Below are 16,650 nucleotides of genomic sequence, written 5' to 3'. Positions count from 1 at the left end.
TTGTCCGGGGTGCGTCGATGCGGCACAGTCTCGGTGCATGGACGATGACGCTGCGGTCTCGCGCCGCCTGGATGCCTGGGCCCTGCGGGCGGGGGACTGGGTCGGGCAGACGCTGGAGGCGCTGCTGCCCCGCTCCTGCGCCTGCTGCGGCGTGGGGATCCGGGGACTGTGTCCGGTGTGCTCGGCGCTGTTCCACCGGTTCACGGCCCGTCCGTGCGATGCCGCGGCCTGGGCCCCGCGGTGGCCGGATGCGCTGCCCTGTGCGGCCGCCGGGGCCTACCGCCACGAGGCCGCACGGCTGCTGCTGGCGTGGAAGAACGGCGGGCGCACGGACGCCCAGCCGGTGCTCGCCCGGGCCCTGGCCCGGGCGCTGGCCGCGACCCTGGCCGAGGCCCTGGCGGATGCGCCGGGAACGCGCGAGGTCCTGATCGTGCCCGTGCCCTCCTCCGCCGCGGCGTTCCGCCGCCGCGGCTTCGTCCCGGCACAGGCCCTCGCGCGGGGTGCGCTGGCCGAGCTGCGGCGCGGCGGCGGTCCCGACGGGGTGCGCCTGCGACTGGTCCCGTGCCTGCGCCGTCGGGGGCGGCTCCCGGGGAAGCTCGCATGGGGTGCCGCCCGCGGCGGGCAGAAGGGTCTGGGGGCCGGGCAGCGTCGGGCCCGGGTCCATCACTCCATGGTCGCCGCCGTCAGCCCGCCGTGGTCCTGGTGCGGCTTCTCGGTGCGGCTGGACGGTGCCCGCTGCGTGCTGGTCGACGACGTGCTGACCACCGGGGCCAGCCTGGAGGAAGCCCGCCGGGCGATCCTCGAGGCCGGGGGCGTGGTGCTCGGGGCGGCCGTCGTCGCGGCGGTCCGTCTGCCCGATTGAGGCGCCTCCTGCGGCTCGGGGCGGTGGATCTCGCGGCGTCATGGTGTGACCTGCCCGACGTCGCCCGGGTAGGGTGGGGACAGGGAGTCGGTCAGATCCGCTCCTCGTGCGGCGGCCCTTGTCGGGTCCGGCGTGACGGCCCCTGGCAGGCCGACCGCACCCCGCCTCTTCCCTCAGGGAGGTCATCGTGGAACTCACCGTCTACGGCCGCAACGTCAAGGTCCCCGAGCGCATGCGCGAATACGTCGAGGAGAAGGTCGAGAAGTTCGAGAAGCTCAACGACCGGGTGGAATCCATCGACGTGAAGGTCGCGAAGGTCGGCAGCGGGCCCCAGTCCATCACCGTCGAGATCACCGTGCACGGGCCCGGCCCGGTGCTGCGGGCCGAGGCCACCGGCGCGGACAAGTTCGCCGTGTTCGACGATGCCTACGGCAAGCTGCTGGAGCGCCTGCGCCGCGCCCGTGACCGGCGCAAGATCCGCCGCGGGCATGCCCGCCCCCAGTCGGTCTCCGAGGCCACCGGCGCCCTGCCCGTGATCGAGGCGGGGCAGCAGCAGGCCCGCATCGAGCTGCCCGCGGAGGAGGCTTCCGCCGAGGAGGTCCCCTTGGAGGAGGCGGCCTTCGACCAGGACTACCCGCTGACCGCGGAGATCTCCCCGGTGCAGATCCGGCGCAAGACCTTCCCGGCGGAGCAGCTGAGCGTGGACCAGGCCGTGGACCGGATGGAGCTGGTCGGCCACGACTTCTACCTGTTCATCGACGAGGAGCTGGGCCGCCCGGCCGCCGTCTACCGTCGCAAGGGCTGGACCTATGGGGTCATCACCCTCGGGGAGGACACGCCCGAGGAGGGCACCACCGAGACTCGGGTCTACCAGGCCTCCTGAGGACCCGTCACCGTGTTGGCGGGGCCCGGGGTGCGGCTGGCGCCTCCCCGGGCCCCGTTCGCGCGCTCCCAGCGGATTCCCATGCGCGAGAACCGGACGCGGTGCGGCGCATCGCGTAGACTGCGCTGATGGGTCCGCCCGGCACACCCGCCCCGCGGCGGCCGACGCCGCGCACGGACCCGGGACTGCGGGCGAGCGCCCGCCGCACGGGTGCCTCCCGGCGCCCTCATCCGCCGTCGTGACTAGGAGTTCATCGCTCGTGGCATCCTTCCTGGAAAAGATCCTTCGCACCGGAGACAAGCGGCTGCTCAAGAAGCTGCGGGTCTACGCCGAGGCGATCAACTCCCTCGAAGAGGATTTCAAGGCCTACACGGACGCCGAGCTGCGTGCCGAGACCGACGCGTTCAAGGCCCGTCTGGAGGACGGCGAGCAGCTGGATCGACTGCTGCCCGAGGCCTTCGCCGCGGTGCGCGAGGCCTCCGCCCGCACCCTCGGCCAGCGCCACTACGACGTGCAGCTGATGGGCGGGGCCGCCCTGCACCTGGGCAACATCGCCGAGATGAAGACCGGCGAGGGCAAGACCCTGGTGGCCACGTTGCCGGCCTATCTCAACGCCCTGACCGGCAAGGGCGTGCACGTGGTCACCGTCAACGACTACCTCGCCGAATACCAGGCCAACCTGATGGGGCGGGTGTACCGCTTCCTGGGCATGGAGCCGGGGGTCATCCTCTCCCAGCAGACCCCCGAGCAGCGACGCAAGCAGTACGCCGCGGACATCACCTACGGCACCAACAACGAGTTCGGCTTCGACTACCTGCGCGACAACATGGCCTGGTCCGTGGACGAGCGGGTGCAGCGCGGACACCACTTCGCCATCGTCGACGAGGTCGACTCGATCCTCATCGATGAGGCCCGGACCCCGCTGATCATCTCCGGTCCTGCCGCGGGGGAGGCCAACCGCTGGTACGGGGAGTTCGCCCGGGTCGCCCGCGACCTGGTGCGCGACCGCGACTACGAGGTCGATGAGAAGAAGAAGACCGTGGGCGTGCTGGAGCCCGGCATCGAGAAGGTCGAGGACCACCTCGGCATCGACAACCTCTACGAGTCGGAGAACACCCCCCTGATCGGGTTCCTCAACAACGCGATCAAGGCCAAGGAGCTGTTCGCGAACAACAAGGACTACGTGGTGCTCAAGGGCGAGGTGCTCATCGTCGACGAGCACACCGGGCGCATCCTGCCCGGGCGCCGCTACAACGAGGGCGTGCATCAGTCCATCGAGGCCAAGGAGAAGGTGGAGGTCAAGGCGGAGAACCAGACCATGGCCACCGTGACCCTGCAGAACTACTTCCGCCTCTACGACAAGCTCTCCGGGATGACCGGCACCGCCGAGACCGAGGCGGCCGAGTTCGTGAACACCTACGACCTCGGCATCGCCGTGATCGACCCGAACAAGCCGCTGCAGCGGATCGACCAGCCGGACCTGGTCTACAAGAACGAGGTCGCCAAGTTCGCCGCAGTGGTCAAGGACATCGCGAAGCGCCACGAGAAGGGCCAGCCCGTGCTGGTGGGCACCACCTCCGTGGAGAAGTCCGAGTACCTCTCCAAGCTGCTGGCCAAGCAGGGCGTGCGCCACGAGGTGCTCAACGCCAAGAACCACGCCCGGGAGGCCGCCATCGTCGCCCAGGCCGGGCGCAAGGGCGCGGTGACCGTGGCGACCAACATGGCCGGGCGCGGCACCGACATCATGCTCGGCGGCAACGCCGAGTTCGACGCCGTGGAGAGGATGGCCGAGCTCGGTCTGGATCCGGCCGAGAAGCCCGAGGAGTACGAGGCGAAGTGGCCCGAGGTCCTGGCCGCCTGCGAGGAGGCCACGAAGAAGGAGCACGAGGAGGTCAAGGAGCTCGGGGGGCTGTACGTGCTGGGCACGGAGCGGCACGAGTCCCGGCGCATCGACAACCAGCTGCGCGGACGCTCCGGGCGCCAGGGGGACCCGGGGGAATCCCGGTTCTACCTGTCCCTCTCGGATGACCTGATGCGCCTGTTCAACGGCGCGGCGGCTGCCCGACTGATGGCGGGTGCCCCGGACGACACCGCCCTGGAGCACCGGATCGTCTCCCGGGTGATCGCATCGGCGCAGAACCAGGTGGAGGCGCGCAACGCCGAACAGCGCAAGAACATCCTCAAGTACGACGACGTCCTGAACCGCCAGCGCGAGGCCATGTACGCCGATCGGGCCCGGATCCTCGAGGACGACGACATCGCGGAGAACATCCAGAAGTTCGTCACCGAGGTGCTGACCTCCGCGATCGAGGACAAGACCTCCCATGGCCACGCCGAGGACTGGGATCTGGAGCAGCTGTGGGAGCTGCTGGCCGGGATCTACCCGATCAGCATCACCGTCGCGGACCTCGAGGAGGCCGCCGGTGGGCGCGGGAAGATCACCCAGCAGATGATCATCGACGAGGTGCTCTCCGATGCCCGCGTGATCTACGAGCAGCGCGAGGAGCAGGTCGGCTCGGAGACGATGCGCACCATCGAGCGGCGCGTCGTGCTCTCGGTGATCGGGCGGCACTGGCCCGAGCACCTGTACGAGATGGACTACCTCAAGGAGGGCATCGGGCTGCGGGCGATGGCCCAGCGCGACCCCCTGGTGGAGTACCAGCGCGAGGGCTACGCGATGTTCCAGGAGATGATGGGCGCGATCCGCGAGGAGACCGTCGCCTACCTGTTCAAGCTGGACCTGTCCAAGCAGCGCACGCGCATGTCCTCCCAGGCCTTAGAGGTGCCGCAGCAGCCGAAGTTCCTGCGCTTCACCGCCCCGGGGGAGTCCGGGGAGCAGCTCAGCCGCGTCGAGGCGACCGGCGAGAGCTCTGCCGAGGAGCAGGCGGGCAAGGCTGCGGGTGCCGACCGCGCCGCGTCGGAGGGCGCCGGTGCCGGGGCGGATGCCTCCGGGTCTGCCGGATCCGCCGACGGGGAGGCCAGCGAGGGCCAGCCGACCGGCAACCGCGCGGCCCGCCGGGCCCGCCGCGGTTCGGCACGCTCCACACGACGCCGGTGAGTGCCGGAGGCCCCGCGCCTCAGCCGATCTCCGCGGCCACGATCTGCCACTGACCGCGGACTCGGTGGATGCGCAGGGCCAGGGCCCGGCAGCGATCCTCCACCCGAACGACCACGGCGGCCTCGTACTCGTCGGGGGCCGCGCACACCGCCCGGACCCGCTGGGGACGGGCGGGGGAGGCGAAGCGGGACCCGCGCGGGGCCTGCTCCAGCGCCACGATCGTGGGGCTGGGGGCCACCGGGGTCCCAGCCTCCAGGTCGCGCCGTTCCCTGATCCGATGCATGATCATGGGATGCACCCAGCGGGAGAGCTGGTGCAGCTGGCGCCGCCCGGCGACGACCTCCGCGATGGCGGCCCCGACCGCGCCGGCGATCGCGTGCACGCGACGCAGCTCCTCCTCGGGATCCACGGTCCGACGCCGCCACTGGTAGTACGGGGGCGGCCCGGCAGGATGTGCCCCGGGAGTCCCGGGCACGGAGCGGATGGACAGGACCGTGCCGGTGCGCGGCACCCCCGGCATCGGGGCGGTGGTGCGCGGGCTGATGGTCGGGGCGGGCAGCTGGGTGGCGGACATGGCGGGAGTCCTTTCGATGGGTGGTCGTCGTCGGGGTGGGGAGCCCGACCGGATCCGTCACGGCGGCGGTCGGCTCCGCTGAGCATTCGGTCGGGAGCGGGGAGGCGGGGGCGTTCGGCGGTTCAGCCGGCGACCTCCGGTGGAATCGTGAGGACCAGGCCGGGCAGCAGGAAGTCGGGTCCGTCCCGGAGGATGTGCTCGTTGGCGGCGTAGATCCGCTGCACGGCGCGGGCCGTGCGGGCATCGTCCTGGTCTCCGGTGCAGGTCGCGGCGATCTGCCAGAGCGTGTGTCCGCGCAGCACCACCCACGTGGACGCGTCACCGGAGACCGAGGAGTCGGAGACTGTAAGAGCCTCGTCGGCGGCTTCGGCCGCCGTCCGGTCCGGTGAGCTCGGGGGCGCCTGGTCCGCAGGGGATTCGACGTCGGTGCTGCTGGACTGTGTATCGGCGCGGGCGGCGCCGAATAGGGGCGTGAGCTCGGCGGCCTCGCGTACGGCGACGGGGGAGGCCGTGCTCGGGGCCGCGAGCCGTTCGGCCTGAGCCGCCGGCAGGATCGCGGCGGTGGCCGGGAACAGCGGGCTCAGCTGCGTCTCCGGGCCCTCGGACGGGGTCGAGGCGGGCGCATCCGCGGCGGTCTGCGCGGCGGCATCGGCGGAGGTGCTCGGAGCGGAGGTCTCGCCGTCGGGGGTCTCGACCGGATCCGCCGACGCGGAGGTCTCCGCGGCCCCGGAGGGCTGCGGGGTCGGTGAGGGGCTCGCCTCGTTCTGCTGGGCGTGGGCCGCCGGCAGCAGCGCGGCGTTGATCCCCAGGGCTAGCAGCACGACCCGGTACACCGGCCCCGGCAGGGCGACGGGGCGCGGGAGGCGGTGGTGGGCCGGGCGCAGCCGCGGGCTTCCCGGATCCCGGGCGAGCAGGCTGCGCACCGCCAGGACCGCAGCGCCGCAGGACCACCACAGCACCAGGCCCAGCGCCGCCAGGAGCAGGAATCGCACCAGAAGGCGCTCCGGATCCGCGGCGGGGGAGGTCAGCTCGGCCCAGGAGAGGCTTCCCAGCAGGCTCACCAGCCCGGCCGAGGACGCGACTGCTATGGCCCCGAACAGGCACAGCAGCGTCCCGACGCGCCAGAACCCACGGGGCCCAGAACCCTGAAGTCGTTCCATGATGATCACCGATGCTTCCATTTGATGACGTTTGGTGATGTTTGGAAGTCTCTCCCGGGGTCGAGAGGCTGTCAAGGGGTCGGCTGTCCCGATTCCGTCGTCGGGTCTCGAGGCGGCCCGGACGGGGCGGAGGGCCCTAGGATCGGTGCATGAGATGGCAGCGCCTGTTCGAGGACTTCGAGAGCCGATGGGCCGCGCAGCGCCAGCGCGGCATCGAGGAGGATGCGGCGGAGGAATCCCGGCTCATCGCCGCGCGCACCACCATGACGGAGCTGCTGGGCGCCCATCAGGGTGCGGCGCTGCGGCTCATGACTGCCTCCGGCCGCACGGTCGCGGGGGCGCTGGAGAGCGTCGGGGCGGACTGGGTGCTGGTCCTGCAGCGCGGGGAGGAGCATCTGGTCCCGATCCGCGCGATCACCTGGTGGGAGCCCGCCTCACCGCCCCGGCGCGGCGCCTCGGGTGGCACGCTGCGCTTCACGACGGCGTTGCGGGCGCTGGCCGCGCACCGGGAGCCGGTGCGGCTGCTGAGCCTGCGCGGGGCCGAGGAGGTCGAATGCGAGGGCGTGATCGAGCGGGTCGGCGCCGATCACCTGATCCTCAGGCTCAGCGCCGAGCACGCTGGCGCGACCCGGTCAGATCGGGGTCGGCGGGTCTATCCCTTCCGCGCGATCGCTGCGCTCGCGGTGCCCGCTCGCGGCACCGAGGCCGATGGGCGCTGAGCCCGGCAGAGGAGATGCCGAGCCGGCGGCGTCGTCTGCCGCGTCAGCCCTGCGTGTCCTGGTGTTCGCGGATGCTCGCCGCGGTGCGACGGTAGGCCTGCTCGATGTAATCCTCCAGCACGGACTTCTCCACCCGCCACTGACCGCGCCCGCCCACCTGGATCGCGGGCAGCTCTCCGGAGCGCACCATCGCGCGGGCCTGGGACATCGAGATGTTCAGGGTCTCCGCGACGTCGGTCAGCGTCAGGAAGCGAGGAGCGCTCACGGCTGGCAGTCCTTTCTCACCGGTCTCCGGTCGGGCCCGGGTTGGGCCCCATCATCGCACGGCTCCCCAGTCTAGTCGCCGTCCATCCACAGCCCGGGCGCTGGACTGGGCCGGACCGGAAGGACCGGAGGCGCCAGGAGCGGACCGACCCAGCCTGTGGACGAAAACGGTGTCCGGTCTCACATACCCGCTAGGATGCCGGGCAAGGGGACACACCCCGCGCCGCCCGGGTGAGTCCGGGCGCCCCTGTCCGGCACCGACCGAGCGAAGGACCATCCCGTGCCCGATCACCCGACTCCCACCGCCGCCCTCTCCCCGCGCCTGCAGCGACCCACCTGGCGGGATCCCCGCCTCCTCGTGGGCATCCTGCTCGTGCTCGTCTCCGTCATCGCGGTCGTCGGCATCGTGCGGGCCGGGGATCGGACCGAAGCCTATCTGGCCGCCGCGCACGACATCCGGGTCGGTGAGACCGTCAAACCGGAGGATCTGCGCACCGTGGACGTCAGCCTCGCCGACGCCGGTGAGGGCTATCTGCCCCGGGATGCCCAGCTGGCCGAGGGGGCGGTGGCCACGCAGCCGATCTTCACCGGCCAGCTCATCCCGCGCAGCAGCATCGGTGCCGCCGACGCCCTGCACCGCAAACCCATGTCCCTGACGCTGCCCCGGGACCAGACCGGCGGTCTGGAGGTCGGGCAGAGCGTGGATGTGTGGGTGACCGATCAGGCGCAGGCCGGCCAGGACACCCCCGATCCCGCCCGGGCGGTCACCGGATCGGAGATCGCGCGCATCACCCGAGATGACACCGCGATCGGCGGATCCGACCAGGTCACCGTGCAGGTCCTGGTCGAGGAGGAGGACCTGCCCTCGCTGATCCGGGCCTCCGCCTCGGATGCCCGGGTGACCCTCGTGCCCACGTACCGGAGCCTGCCGTGAGCGCCCGATGGTCGGTGGTCCTGCTCGGTGACGACGAGGGCGAGGTGCTCGCGCGCATCGAGGACAGCCGCTCCGGGCTGACCGTGGTGCGCAGCTGCTTCGAGCTCTCGGAGGTCCTGGCCACGGTCTCCGGCGGCCTGGCCGATGCCGTGCTGATCGTGGGCCCCACCCCGGATCTGACCCTCTCCCTGGTCCAGACCCTGCGCTCTGCCGGGGCCGCCGTCGTGCTCATGGGAGCCGACGCCGGGGAAGGGGACTGGGGGCTGGTCACGATCCCCGCCTCCGCCTCCGCCGAAGTGATCCGCCAAGCCCTGGAGACCCCGGTGCCGGAGATCGCCTCGGCCACGGCCGAGCCCGCGGTGCCCGAGGACCTCGGCTCCGAGGATCTGCTCCCGTCCGAGCCGGCCGCGGCGAGCTCCTCGACCGAGATGCCCGCGGCGGAGCGGGAGAGCCCTGCCCGGGGCGAGAGCACCGTGGTGTGGGGGCCGCTCGGGGCCCCGGGCACGACGACGGCGGCCGTCGGGATCGCGGCCGAGCTGGCCGCGGCCGGGCACCGCACCCTGCTCGTGGACGCGGACACCTTCGGCGCCGGCATCGCGGCCTTCCTCGGCCTGCTCGAGGAGAGCTCCGGACTCTCCCGGGCCTGCCGGGCCGCCGAACGCGACGTGCTGGACGCGGGGAGCCTGACCGAATGCGTCGACGTCGTGCGGATCGGCCGACGTCGGCTGGAGGTGCTCACCGGGATCACCCGGCCCGAACGCTGGATCGAGGTGCGCCGGGCACCCCTGCTGAAGGTGCTGCGCCTGGCCCGGCAGGAGTACGACGCGGTGATCGTCGACGTCGGCTACAGCCTGGAGCAGGAGGAGTCCTGGGTCCTGGACCCCGGGGCGCCGCAGCGCAGCACCGCGACGCTGACTGCTTTGGCCGATGCGGATCGCATCCTGGCCGTCGGGCAGGCGGATCCGATCGGCCTGCCCCGGCTGGTGCGCGGCGTCGAGGACCTGCAGCGGCTGCGTGAGCTCGAGCCGAGCATGCCGTCCCCGACCGTCGTGGTCAACAAGCTGCGCGCCGAGGCCGCCGGTGCCGCGGAGGAGCGCGCCGCGGAGGAGATCGGCCGGGCCTGGGCGCGCTTCGGACCGGGGGAGCCGATCGCTGCGTTCCTGCGGTGGGACCCTCCGGCCTGTGACCGGGCCCTGATGCGCGGCAGGACCCTCACGGAGGAGGCCCCGCGCTCGCCGCTGACGGCGGACCTGCGCGATCTGGCGGCCCTGGTCCGCCCGCTGCCGGAGGGTACCGGTGGCCAGACCCCATCCGAGGCCGCCGAGCAGTCGAGGGCTTCCGGGGGTCGTCGCGGCGCCGGGCAACGCAGGCCGCGGCGGCATCGGCGCTGAGCGCACCGGCCGTGCCTACGATGGGAGGGCCCACCCCATCGCCACGAGACCACCGTCAGCGAGGCTCCCATGACGCTTGCAGAACCGCTTCTGAAGACCGGCGAATTCGGCCCCGGGGACTCCGAGTGGCTGCATCTGCTGGTCGGGGACTGGCAGCTGGTGGCCGATCTGGCACGCGGGGACCTGGTGCTGTGGTTCCCGGAGGACTTCGTCTCGGTGGACCTGTCGGGTCATGCCCAGGGCGGGCCGGCTCCGTTGAGCGGATTCCAGGGCTTGGCCCACGTGCGGCCCTCCAGCGCCCAGACCGTCTTCGACCGGGACATGGTGGGCCGACCCATGGACCCGCAGATCGGCGAGGCGGCGCTGCGGTGCTGGTTCGACCAGACCGTGCAGTCCCTGGAGGAGATCCAATGGGGCGGGGAGTTCCTGCAGAAGGTCGTGGTGTATCCGCTGGTGCGCCACGGGCGCACGATCGCCGTGCTGACCCTGCACAGCGGAGATTTCGCCTCCCGCATGTACGGACGGCTGGATTCGGTGTTCCGGGAGACCGCGCGGGAGCTGCTGAGCATGGTCTCGCGCGGAGCCTGGCCAGAATTCGCAGCGCCCGTGGGCGCCACGCACGGCAACCCGCGGGTCTCCGACGGCGTCATCCGCCTGGACGCCGAGGGGCGGGTGACCTTCGCCAGCCCCAACGCCGTGTCCGTGTACCGCCGCTTGGGATACTCCGGCCCGCTGATCGGGGCCGCGCTGGCGGAGATGACCCGGGGGCTGCTGCCGGAGACCGACAAAGCCGATGAGGTCATGCCTCTGGTGCTGACCGGGCGGATGCCGTGGCGCAGCGAGCTGGCCACGGCCAAGGTCAGCATCACCTTCCGCTCGATCCCGCTGAAAAGGCAGACCCGCCGCGGGGAGGAGCGCTTCGGAGCGCTGCTGCTGTGCCGGGACGTCACGGAGATCCGGCGTCGCGAGCTGGAGCTGATGACCAAGGACGCGACGATCCGCGAGATCCACCACCGGGTCAAGAACAATCTGCAGACGGTCTCCGCGCTGCTGCGCCTGCAGGCGCGGCGGATGACCTCCACGGAAGCCCGGGAGGGCCTCGAGCAGGCCATGCGGCGGGTCGCCACGATCGCCATGGTGCACGAGGTGCTCTCCCAGGGGCTGAGCCAGGATGTGGACTTCGACGAACTGATCGCCCGACAGTTCCGCCTGGCCGCGGAGGTGGCCTCCCCGGGGCAGAGCGTGACGACGCGCAAGGAGGGCCGCTTCGGCCAGCTGCCCAGCGAGCTGGCGACGCCGTTGGCGCTGATCATCAACGAGATCGTGGCCAATGCGGTGGAGCACGGTCTGGACGGGGAGTCCGGCACCGTCACCCTGAACGGCCGACGTCGGGAGCTCCCCGGGGAGGAGGCCGAGCTGGTGGTGACCGTCAGCGACGACGGCGTGGGAATGGGCGAGGCGCCCATCGAGGAATCCGGGGTCTCGGCCTACCGCCCGCCGCAGCGCGGGGAGGGGCTGGGGATGCAGATCGTGCGCACCCTGGTGGCCAGCGAGCTGCGCGGGTCGATCCGCTGGCAGCCGCGTCCCGGGGGCGGCACGACGGTGACCATCACGGCGCAGGTGCCGGGGGAGGCTGGGACCTGAGCCGCCCGGGCAGGGCCCGGACGGACGCGAAGGGCCGCCGACGGTTGCGGTGACCGTCGGCGGCCCTCAGACTGCCCGATGCAGGTGGGCGGATCTCAGGAGGCGCGGCGGGCGCGGGCTGCGCGGCGCTTGAGGGCGCGGCGCTCGTCTTCGCTCATCCCACCCCACACCCCGGAGTCCTGGCCGGTCTCCAGAGCCCACTGCAGGCAGGTGTCCATGACGGTGCAGCTGCGGCAGACGGTCTTGGCCTCTTCGATCTGCAGGAGGGCGGGTCCGGTGTTGCCCACCGGGAAGAACAGCTCGGGATCCTTGTCGAGGCAGGCTGCGCGACTGCGCCAATCCATATGAACGCTCCTTGTGTGAAGACGCCGTCCCGACGGAGGCGATGCGCGGCGGGAGGGCAGACAGAAGTGCCCCCAAGCCAGGTCGGGGGCCTCGTGCGGTGACTCGTTACAGGTTCGCACGTAAACAGTGCGTGAACAAGGGGTGTGCCCAGGGTCGGGCGATGCGCTCGGATGTTTTATCTCACATCGGTTTTTCCTTGACAGCACAAGCAAAGCGGCGCCGAGGCTCGTCGGAGCGGGGGGTCGTCGGCGGTCGGGGCGGGCTGATTAGGCTGGATCCATGAACACCTCGCCCCCGACCCCCTCAGCCGCCGACGCCCCCCGAGTCCGACCGCCGCGGACCGTGCTGCTGCTGTGCGCGCTGGTGGCCCTGGAGGCGGCGGCGCTGATCGTCGTCGGCCTGATCCAGGCGGTGCAGGCCTTCCTCTCCCCGCACGTGATGCCCGCCGGGGCCATCGTGCTGATGGGGCTGCTCTACCTGGGCTACGGGGTGTGGCTGATGGCGGCCGCGCGCGGCCTGCGGGCCGGCAGGCTGTGGTCCCGCGCGCTGATCCTGCTCACCCAGGTCTTCCTGATCCTCGTGTCCATCCAGCTGATCTTCCCGTCCTCCCGCCTCCTGGCGGTGCTCCTCGGGGTGCTGGGGGCGGTGATCCTCATGCTGCTGTTCTCCTCACCGGTCCAGCGCCACCTGCTGGCCGGCATCGGCGGCGACGCCGAGGCCGAGCGCGACTGATCCTGCCCCCGCGGGCTCCCGCTCCGCGGGCACCGGCTGGGCCAGGCGCAGGCGCACGACCCCGTCGGGTCGCAGCAGCAGCCCCGTCAGCGCCGGGGGTGTGCCAGGGTGCGGCGGACAGACCTCGGCGCGGAAGTCCGCCTCCAAGCCGCTGCGCGGGCCGAGCACGACGCCGCAGGGCGCCGCCCGCAGCCGGGCAGCCCACGGGGTGCGCGAGGCCGAGAAGCGCCCCGGATCGAACAGCAGCACCGCGGCGTCGGCCGCGTCCACCGTCTCCTCCAGCGCCGGCCACAGCGAGCTCGGCCACAGGTGGGCATCGCACACGACGGCGATCTCCGGCCTGTGCGGGTCGGGGGAGGCCGATGGGCGGGAGCGTGGGCCGCGGGGCGCTGCCGTCGGATCACCCGGGCCCGGGGGCCGGTGCACACGGAAGCCCAGGTGGGGGTTGAAGGAGAGCAGGGCGGCCAGCGCCGCCTCGGACTCGGCCGCGGAGCGCGAGGAGATCCCCACGACGTCGCCCGGGCGCATCTCGAGTCCAGCCTCGGCCCCCGAGGGGGCCTGCACGCCCAGCACCGCGAACCAGCGGTCGCGCCGGGTCAGCACGTGGCGCGAGGGCCGGATCTGGCGCTGATGCCCATCCGCGGCCTCGCCGACCGGCCACTGCAGCCGTGACGGCAGATCGACGAATCGCGGCAGGCCGTCGACCGGGCGCCGGCGCCGTGCGGCTCCTGGGGAGGGCAGAGCCGAGCCCGGTCGCGGAAGGTCCGACGTCGATCGATCGGGGCCGACTCCCGGGGGCAGCAGTCCGGCGGGTTCGCTGCCCGGGGCCAGCGGGCCCTCCACGATCGCCAGTCCGCCGACCAGGTCTCTGGCCTGACGGGGATGGGACAGCAGGAACTCGGCGCGGGGACCGTCGCCCAGGTGTACCCGATTGGGGCACAGCCCCTGCAGGGTGCGCGGAGGAGCCTTGGCGCCGAGCAGGCAGAGGTGCCAGGACCGACCCGCCAGGGCCAGCAGCTCCTCCACCGCCGCCTCCGGGGCCGCCCCCGAGCGGGCCAGGTCCTCGACGATCTTCTCCGTGCCCTGCACGATCAGCAGGGCCGGGGGCAGGGGCCCGGCCTCCTGCTGGTTCCGACGCAGCACGGCCAGCAGCCCGGTGATCAGCTCGGCGCTGAACTCCCGATGCGGGGCACCGGCCAGCCCGCGCAGATCCAGGCCCTGCGCTTGAGCCCGCACGAGATCCTCGAGCGCCGAGCGATCCGCGACCAGCGCGTAGACCGGGAGGCCGCTGGCCCGCGCCTCATCCACGAGGTGCTGGATCCACCGACGCTGCTCCGGCAGGCCGGCGCGCACGTCGATCGGTCCGTGGCGCTCGGGCCGCCAGGACAGATGGCCCTGCCACCCGAGGGAGGGCACCTCGGCCGGGCCCAGGGCCAGCCCGCCGTCGGGATCCGGGGGTAGCTGGATCTCGCCCAGCGCGGGAGGCACCACCGGGGGTGTGCCGGGATGCAGCCGGCGCAGCCGCCGGATGTCCTCGCGCAGACCCGTCCCCGGCTCTCCGCGGCCCGGGGACTCCGGCTGCGCCGGCTCGAGGATCTGCTCGGGCAGGATCCGCAGGCCGGTGTCCAGACGGCGCCGCGGGAAGGCATCGACGAACAGGCTGGTGAAGGCGGAGAGCGCGCCGTCGGCGCGCAGGAATCCGGCACCCGGCCGGGTGCTCGGGATGCGCGCGGCCTCCCCGGAGCCGATGACGTTCATCGAATCCGCCTCCGAGGCCACGCGCAGGCACACGTCGATGCCGACGTTGGCCCGGATGTCCGCGGAGATCGCCCCCTGCGGGCGCTGGGTGGACATGACCAGATGCACCCCCAGGGAGCGACCCACGGTCGCGATGCGCAGCAGCTGCTGCATCGCCTCCGGCAGGGATTCCACGAGCATGCGGAACTCGTCCACGCAGATCAGCAGCTCCGGCAGCGGCTCGCTCAGATCCCGGTGCGCGGGACCGCGCACGAACTCCATCCAGGACCCGACCCCGAGTTCCCGGAACAGCTGCTCGCGGCGGCGCAGCTCCGCGCGCAGGTAGGTCAGGTCCCGGGTCACGGTGGCCTCCTCCAGATCGGTCAGCAGGCCGTGCACGTGGGGCAGGCGGGCCAGCTCCCCGAAGCTGGCCCCGCCCTTGAAGTCGATGAGGACCATGCTCAGCCGCTCGGGGCTGTAGCGCAGGGCGAGACCGGCCAGCAGGGCCCGGAAGAACTCGGATTTCCCGGAGCCGGTGGTGCCGGCGATCACGCAGTGCGGGCCGTGCTCGTTCAGATCCACCCGCAGGGCAGGATCATCCCCGGGCGCCGCATCGGTGCGTCGGCCCAGCTCGGCCACCAGTGCCCAGCTGTCCAGGTTCCTCTGCCACCGGTCGGCGGTGGCCTCCAGGCACAGGTCCTCCCGCGCGGACAGCAGCGCCGAGCCTTCGGATCCCGCCAGTCCTCGCCCGCGGGCTCGCCGGATCAGCTCGGCTCGGGCGCTGCGGGCCAGGCCATCGGGGCGGGTACACAGGACGGGGTGCTCCCCGAGCAGCCCGGGCAGGCTCTCCGCCGCGGCCTCGGGTCCGCTCAGTCGCAGCCCGGCCTCCTCCTGGCGCACGGTGATGGCCTCGGGCTCCGGAGGCAGCCTGACCCCGCGGGCCGGGTCGGCGATGCGCACGCGCGGCAGCGCCGTGCTCGGGGCCGGGGCCGCCTCCAGGAGGACCAGGACCGTCCGGGGGCTCGACGGCTCGGGGGCCTCGGCGTGGACCACCGCGACGCCGGGGTGCGCGCTCCACCGCAGCAGCGGGTGGGAGGAGGGCATCGGGTGGCGCGTGCGGATCTGGATCTCCCAGCCGGCCAGCAGGATCTGCGCGATCAGGGCGTCCTGCACCGCCGGCGGGCCCAGCAGCACGTGAGGTCGGTCCAGGCGGGAGAGGATGGGCACGGCCTCCATCAGGGGCACCTGCTGGTGGCGCTGTCCCTCGGGGCGCAGGTGCGCGGCGCGGCGCCCGCGACCCCAGCGCACCCAGGGAGGACCCTCCTCGGGCGGCTGTGCCGGGACGCCCGGCAACAGGCGGGCGCCCCACGGCGGGGCGGCCGCGGCGCAGTCGCCGAGGTCCCGTGCGCACGCCCGCTCCAACAGACGTCGGTTCTTCGCCGTCGAGCTGCCCCGGCTCAGCCAGTGCGCCGCGGCCATGGCGGAGCTCATCACGCAGAAGATCAGGATTATCCACAGGTCCAGCAGCCACGCCATGAGACCCCCGATCAGCAGGGGGAGGGCCATCGTCACGGCGAGGGTGCGCCATCCGGAGCCGGGCGGGTGTAGCTCGACCGGGCGCACCGGCATCGGGCCCCGGCGGGTGCGCTGGGGAGCGGGCGCGCGGGGATCCGTCAGCGTGAGGCGGGAGCGGCCGATCGGGCAGGAGTCCTTCGGGGTCAGGACGCGGCGTCGGCCGTCGGCGTCCTCCCAGGCCACACCGTCCGGATCCACCCGCAGCCTGCCCTCCACGGGACGCAGCGAGGGGTCCTCGAGGCACAGCCGGGCGGCGTCCTTGCCGATCTCCAGGACGCCGCGTCTCAGCGTCGCGTGGGCCCCCGTGGCCGGGCCCTCCGTGACCACCGCCAGCAGTCCGTCCCCCGGGAGGGTCTCGGCCGGGCCGCGGGTCACCACGGCCCCGTCCACCAGCGGCTCCGTCCCCACCTGCAGGTGCCGCAGCATCCGTCCGTCGGCCGACCAGTCCCCGGTCGTGCCGAAATGGGCGTCGAGGGCCTCGGCCAGCGCGGCGCCCGAGCAGGCGGGCGGGGCCTGCACCCGCAGGCGCACCGAGCGGGCGGAGACGGGATCGAAGGTCGTCAGATGCAGCTGCATGGGACCAGGGGAGCACACCGCGCGGCCCCGAGAGGCAGGCTGTCGGTGGGCGCCCGGGCCCGGTGTGGATGACCCGTGCTGACAGGTGTCCTCCTCCACCGGCTGCGATGACGCCCGGCATCCGGGATGGGAGATAACTGCGGGGCGCAGGCGCCCGGGAAGACCCACGCGGCCCGGTCCATTAGAGTCGTGTAGG

General features: G+C 72.8%; 13 protein-coding genes. 8 read left to right on the top strand and 5 right to left on the bottom strand.

The window, feature by feature from the left end:
• Nucleotides 1–37: 37 nt before the first annotated feature.
• From AC0VXQ_RS07035 to secA, 3 genes are all read left to right on the top strand, one after another.
• The gene (locus AC0VXQ_RS07035) at nucleotides 38–862 is read left to right on the top strand and encodes a ComF family protein (protein ID WP_058731374.1); all 825 of its coding nucleotides are present in this window, start codon (nucleotides 38–40) and stop codon (nucleotides 860–862) included.
• Nucleotides 863–1,049: 187 nt separating this feature from the next.
• A complete protein-coding gene (hpf, locus tag AC0VXQ_RS07030) occupies nucleotides 1,050–1,745 on the top strand; it encodes a ribosome hibernation-promoting factor, HPF/YfiA family (protein ID WP_475528105.1) in 696 nt (231 codons plus the stop codon).
• A 259-nt stretch (nucleotides 1,746–2,004) separates the two neighbouring features.
• Nucleotides 2,005–4,803 (top strand): preprotein translocase subunit SecA, encoded by a 2,799-nt coding sequence (gene secA, locus AC0VXQ_RS07025; RefSeq protein ID WP_475528103.1) that lies wholly within the window; start codon nucleotides 2,005–2,007, stop codon nucleotides 4,801–4,803.
• Nucleotides 4,804–4,822: 19 nt separating this feature from the next.
• Here the strand turns inward: secA and AC0VXQ_RS07020 are convergent, their stop codons facing one another.
• Entirely contained in the window at nucleotides 4,823–5,377 is a 555-nt protein-coding gene (locus tag AC0VXQ_RS07020) for an Rv3235 family protein (protein ID WP_058743630.1), read from the bottom strand.
• Between the two features lie 122 nt (nucleotides 5,378–5,499).
• Nucleotides 5,500–6,546 carry a hypothetical protein gene (locus AC0VXQ_RS07015; protein ID WP_064725198.1) on the bottom strand — a complete coding sequence of 349 codons (1,047 nt, stop codon included), beginning with the start codon at nucleotides 6,544–6,546 and terminating at the stop codon, nucleotides 5,500–5,502.
• 140 nt (nucleotides 6,547–6,686) lie between these two features.
• Between AC0VXQ_RS07015 and AC0VXQ_RS07010 the strand changes: the two genes are divergently transcribed.
• Nucleotides 6,687–7,256: a hypothetical protein gene (locus tag AC0VXQ_RS07010; protein ID WP_064725199.1), complete on the top strand. Its 570-nt coding sequence runs from the start codon at nucleotides 6,687–6,689 to the stop codon at nucleotides 7,254–7,256.
• A gap of 43 nt (nucleotides 7,257–7,299) precedes the next feature.
• On the opposite strand, the gene AC0VXQ_RS07005 is transcribed toward AC0VXQ_RS07010, so the two are convergent.
• Nucleotides 7,300–7,521: a helix-turn-helix domain-containing protein gene (locus tag AC0VXQ_RS07005; RefSeq protein WP_058731263.1), complete on the bottom strand. Its 222-nt coding sequence runs from the start codon at nucleotides 7,519–7,521 to the stop codon at nucleotides 7,300–7,302.
• A 279-nt stretch (nucleotides 7,522–7,800) separates the two neighbouring features.
• Here AC0VXQ_RS07005 and AC0VXQ_RS07000 point away from each other — a divergent pair, with 279 nt between their 5' ends.
• From AC0VXQ_RS07000 to AC0VXQ_RS06990, 3 genes are all read left to right on the top strand, one after another.
• Entirely contained in the window at nucleotides 7,801–8,454 is a 654-nt protein-coding gene (locus AC0VXQ_RS07000; protein ID WP_058731264.1) for an SAF domain-containing protein, read from the top strand.
• Nucleotides 8,451–9,845 carry a CpaE/TadZ family protein gene (locus AC0VXQ_RS06995; RefSeq protein WP_061225032.1) on the top strand — a complete coding sequence of 465 codons (1,395 nt, stop codon included), beginning with the start codon at nucleotides 8,451–8,453 and terminating at the stop codon, nucleotides 9,843–9,845. Before AC0VXQ_RS07000 ends, AC0VXQ_RS06995 begins: the two co-directional genes overlap by 4 nt.
• 69 nt (nucleotides 9,846–9,914) lie before the next feature.
• The gene (locus AC0VXQ_RS06990) at nucleotides 9,915–11,489 is read left to right on the top strand and encodes a sensor histidine kinase (protein ID WP_058731266.1); all 1,575 of its coding nucleotides are present in this window, start codon (nucleotides 9,915–9,917) and stop codon (nucleotides 11,487–11,489) included.
• A 95-nt stretch (nucleotides 11,490–11,584) separates the two neighbouring features.
• Here AC0VXQ_RS06990 and AC0VXQ_RS06985 read toward each other — a convergent pair whose 3' ends face one another.
• Entirely contained in the window at nucleotides 11,585–11,833 is a 249-nt protein-coding gene (locus tag AC0VXQ_RS06985; protein WP_058731267.1) for a WhiB family transcriptional regulator, read from the bottom strand.
• Between the two features lie 280 nt (nucleotides 11,834–12,113).
• Between AC0VXQ_RS06985 and AC0VXQ_RS06980 the strand changes: the two genes are divergently transcribed.
• Entirely contained in the window at nucleotides 12,114–12,566 is a 453-nt protein-coding gene (locus AC0VXQ_RS06980) for a hypothetical protein (RefSeq protein WP_058731268.1), read from the top strand.
• Here AC0VXQ_RS06980 and AC0VXQ_RS06975 read toward each other — a convergent pair.
• On the bottom strand, nucleotides 12,504–16,454 hold the full coding sequence (locus tag AC0VXQ_RS06975) for an FtsK/SpoIIIE domain-containing protein (RefSeq protein WP_061225031.1): 3,951 nt from the start codon (nucleotides 16,452–16,454) through the stop codon (nucleotides 12,504–12,506). The genes AC0VXQ_RS06980 and AC0VXQ_RS06975 overlap by 63 nt on opposite strands.
• Between the last annotated feature and the right edge of the window lie 196 nt (nucleotides 16,455–16,650).

The organism is Rothia sp. QJM3NY_36 (assembly GCF_056173115.1).
This window is presented reverse-complemented; position numbering and strand designations above follow the sequence as displayed.